Here is a 3,414-nt window from a genome sequence, read left to right on the forward strand (position 1 = left end):
CCTACTCCCCTACTCCCCCTACTCCCCCACTCCCCCTACTCCCTATACGAGTTATGATTTCTTGGCTTAGTTTATGTTCAATATTACTTAGTATCCTGCTCATGGGCTGTTCATTACCAACCACAGCTAAATCTCCAGCCGTAACACCAGAATCATCAGCCCAAACATCAGTAAATGCTGGTCAAAATTTGCCAACTTCTGCTGAAGCTACTCTGCCTCGAAATATAAAAATTCAGTTAGAAGTAGCACGAACACAAGAACAACAACAGATGGGTTTGATGTATAGAAAGGATTTACCAGATAACCGAGGAATGCTGTTTCTTTTTCCGAACGCACAACCAGTACAATTTTGGATGAAGAATGTACCCGTTGCGTTAGATATGGTATTTCTCCGGCAAGGTGTGGTTCAGTACATCCAAACATCTGCTCCTCCTTGTGACATAGAACCTTGCCCCACCTACGGTCCTAATGTCCTGATAGATCAAGTAATTGAACTTAGGTCAGAACGAGCCAAAGAACTAGGTTTAAAGAAAGGAGATCAGATAAAAATAGATTTTCTAGCTCCTGGTGCTATTCCATAAACAGAATCAAGATTGACAGTAGCTCTATGCACTTGAATAAGATACAAAATCTCTGGTAAAAGCCATACCACAAGAGACTTTTAACTTTTAACTTCTGACTTCTGCTATAGCAACAATTCTATGTAAAAATAGCATAAGTCTTTATGCTGAATTTTTATCTGGTACAAAATTATTTTTTTGAAAAAATACTACCAAACCTGGCATAAATAGTAGTAAAGAGGTTAATATTTATCAGTAGCCTAAATAACATCAGATTTTAGTTTCTCCAGTTAAAATCACGACTTTTAAAATTAAGTAACAAAATCTCCCTTTTGGCGCAAGTGTAAATAGTCGCCAATAGGTGAGTATAAACTATAAAATCTTTGTTACTTAAATCAAAACAAAAAACTAGAGGATGTTAATGGTGACACTAACATGATGGTTGAAGTATTACTTAAATATCATCCTGATGGGATACACAAGTCACTGTAGTAGAAATTGCTTCGTGATTTTAATTACCTTGGTCTAGTAGTAGATTCAGATAGATTAATGCTTTACAAAAGGGTTATTTAGAAAAATATATACTTTTTTTTATACAACCTCGATTCTCTAATCTACTTATAGCAAGGTGACACATAAAATACTGGCTATACAATACCCACAAAATTAGATAAACAACCTATGATCATCAATTCTACTCAAGTAGGTGAGATACAAATGACACCATCAAGATATTCTCGGCTAATTAATTTTCTCCAGGAAGATTTGGCAATTTCCGCTGCTTCCCTCGCTGTAGCATTACGTAACCGTGATCAAGATCCTGGTTCTTTAACTATGACTCTTTGGCAATATGGGTTAATTACACTAGAACAGTTGGAACAAATTTATGATTGGCTAGAAACAGCGTAGGGAAGAGGCATGGGGGCAGGGAGTAGGTGCAGAATTTACCCATTACCTATTACCTATTACCCATTACCCATTACCCATTACGAGTCTAATAACTATTGGGCAAAAACTTTTGCTGCTGCTGCTATACCAGCGCCGGGGGTGAAGTTTTCATGACCAACTTGTGGAAGAACAACTTCTAGGGAGGCGATACAGCTAAGAATGTCTCTATCGCATACAAAACCCAAGTGACCTATGCGGAAAATTTTATTACTTAAGTGGTCTTGTCCACCTGCTAAAGCAATATCAAACCGTTTTTTCATCAAAGAACGAATTTTATCGGTTTCGATGCCTGGAGTAGCTACAGCGGTAATGGCAGGACTGGCACATTCATCTGCCGCAAACAATGATAAATTTAATGCTTTCATTGCCGCACGAGTAGCATTTTTTTGGCGTTCATGACGGGTAAAGATGGATTCTAATCCTTCTTTTTTCATCATGCCTAAGGTGGTATGTAGTGCCACCATTAAGTTGACGGGAGGGGTAAAGGGAGTGGTATTTTTAGCGGTGGCTTTACGATATTTCCCTAAATCTAAATAATACTTAGGCAATTTTGCGGTTTTGTAGGCTTCCCAGGCTTTAGGACTGACGGAGACAAATCCTAAACCGGGAGGAATCATGTAACCTTTTTGTGAACCAGAAGCAACTACGTCTAAACCCCAAGCATCTACAGGGACGTTGTAAGCCCCTAAACTGGTGACAGCATCAACAATAATTAAAGCCTCTCCATGTTCTTTAACGTGGCGGTTGATGGCTTCTAGATCATTAATGACACCGGTTGAGGTTTCGCTGTGGGTGATAATGACGGCTTTGATTTCTTTGTTGGTATCAGCTTGCAGTTTGGCTGCAAATTGGGCTGGTTCTAAGGGTTGTCCCCATTCTGCGGTGATTGCTTCTACATTTAAGCCAAAGGCTTGACCAACTTCTACCCAACGTTCACCGAATTTACCATTAGAACCGACTAAAATGCGATCGCCTGGAGAAAGAAAATTAATCATTCCCGCTTCTACAGCCCCAGTCCCACTGACATTTAGCATCAATACATCACTGCTGGTTTGATGTAGCCATTTGAGGTTTTCTGTCACCTCTCCCATCATGCTACTAAATTCACCGCTGCGGTGACCAATAGGGTGTTTAGCTAATGCTAGTAAAGCTGCTTCTGGAACTGGGGTAGGACCAGGAATCATCAGCATCAATTTATCGTCCATGTTTGTGTCCTAGTTGAAAATTTCAATACAATACAAATTAACCCCTCTAGGGGATAAAAACACAAAAAAACCTACTCAAATTTTTCGTAGGAATGCCAGTTTAAAACTGTATTAATCAGCCCCACTTTTGCAGGGCTGAGTTTTGTCTAAATGGAAATAGACATTGATCATGAGCAATCTACTTTATCACCAAAATGGTTAATAGACCAACGGTGATCAATGATCAGAGAGGACGATTGAAAACTTTCTTCTAGTCGCTTTTGTTGGGATGCAGCTTTTCGCAGGGTAATAATTAGTTGGTTAACTTGATTGCGTAGGTCTTCGTTTTGACCTAGAGAAGTCATGGTTTGTCTTTCTAAAAGTTGAAGTATAAGTTCGTAATGGATAGGAGAAGGTAAAGGAATTGGCTCCATGTAGTTTATTATGAAGTTGAAACTTAGGGATGTTTAATTTTTAACTTAGTTAAAGTTTTGTTAACCCCAAATTAATTCTTACACAAGAAATAAATAATTGCAGTTATTAAGCAGGAGATAGCCGGGAAAAATGAGAATTTTAGAGGAAGAAGCAACAGGTAACAGAAAAACTGATGTTTAAAAACATGAGATGGAAATACTGATTCTTGACTAAGCTTTAAAATCTGAAACTTTAGTTTTTTCTGTTCCCTGTTCCCTGTTCCCTGTTCCCTGTTCCCTTTTTCGTAA

The 3,414-nt window shown here is 38.6% G+C and carries 4 protein-coding genes and 1 pseudogene; 2 read left to right on the forward strand and 3 right to left on the reverse strand.

Going from position 1 to position 3,414, the window contains the following annotated elements; translation table 11 throughout:
• The first annotated feature begins 53 nt into the window (after window positions 1-53).
• On the forward strand, window positions 54-581 hold the full coding sequence (locus tag FJR37_RS25675; protein WP_039202211.1) for a DUF192 domain-containing protein: 528 nt from the start codon (window positions 54-56) through the stop codon (window positions 579-581).
• A gap of 660 nt (window positions 582-1,241) precedes the next feature.
• Window positions 1,242-1,469 (forward strand): DUF2949 domain-containing protein, encoded by a 228-nt coding sequence (locus FJR37_RS25680; protein WP_168467481.1) that lies wholly within the window; start codon window positions 1,242-1,244, stop codon window positions 1,467-1,469.
• Window positions 1,470-1,561: 92 nt separating this feature from the next.
• Here the strand turns inward: FJR37_RS25680 and FJR37_RS25685 are convergent, their stop codons facing one another.
• The 3 genes and pseudogenes from FJR37_RS25685 to FJR37_RS26665 all read right to left on the reverse strand — a co-directional run.
• Window positions 1,562-2,713, reverse strand: coding sequence for an alanine--glyoxylate aminotransferase family protein (locus tag FJR37_RS25685; protein ID WP_168467482.1), 1,152 nt, complete (start codon window positions 2,711-2,713; stop codon window positions 1,562-1,564).
• A gap of 167 nt (window positions 2,714-2,880) precedes the next feature.
• On the reverse strand, window positions 2,881-3,126 hold the full coding sequence (locus FJR37_RS25690) for a DUF5340 domain-containing protein (RefSeq protein WP_168467483.1): 246 nt from the start codon (window positions 3,124-3,126) through the stop codon (window positions 2,881-2,883).
• A gap of 71 nt (window positions 3,127-3,197) precedes the next feature.
• Window positions 3,198-3,414 (reverse strand): annotated as a pseudogene (locus tag FJR37_RS26665) (hypothetical protein); the annotation flags it as partial.

The organism is Aphanizomenon sp. UHCC 0183, from assembly GCF_009712065.1.
In the GTDB taxonomy this organism is placed as follows: Bacteria; Cyanobacteriota; Cyanobacteriia; order Cyanobacteriales; family Nostocaceae; genus Dolichospermum; species Dolichospermum heterosporum.

Bases quoted from the DNA above. Each gene is read 5' to 3' on its own strand.
- FJR37_RS25675 (WP_039202211.1), top strand. From the start codon at position 54: ATGATTTCTTGGCTTAGTTTATGTTCAATATTACTTAGTATCCTGCTC.
- FJR37_RS25680 (WP_168467481.1), top strand. From the start codon at position 1,242: ATGATCATCAATTCTACTCAAGTAGGTGAGATACAAATGACACCATCA.
- FJR37_RS25685 (WP_168467482.1), bottom strand. From the start codon at position 2,713: ATGGACGATAAATTGATGCTGATGATTCCTGGTCCTACCCCAGTTCCA.
- FJR37_RS25690 (WP_168467483.1), bottom strand. From the start codon at position 3,126: ATGGAGCCAATTCCTTTACCTTCTCCTATCCATTACGAACTTATACTT.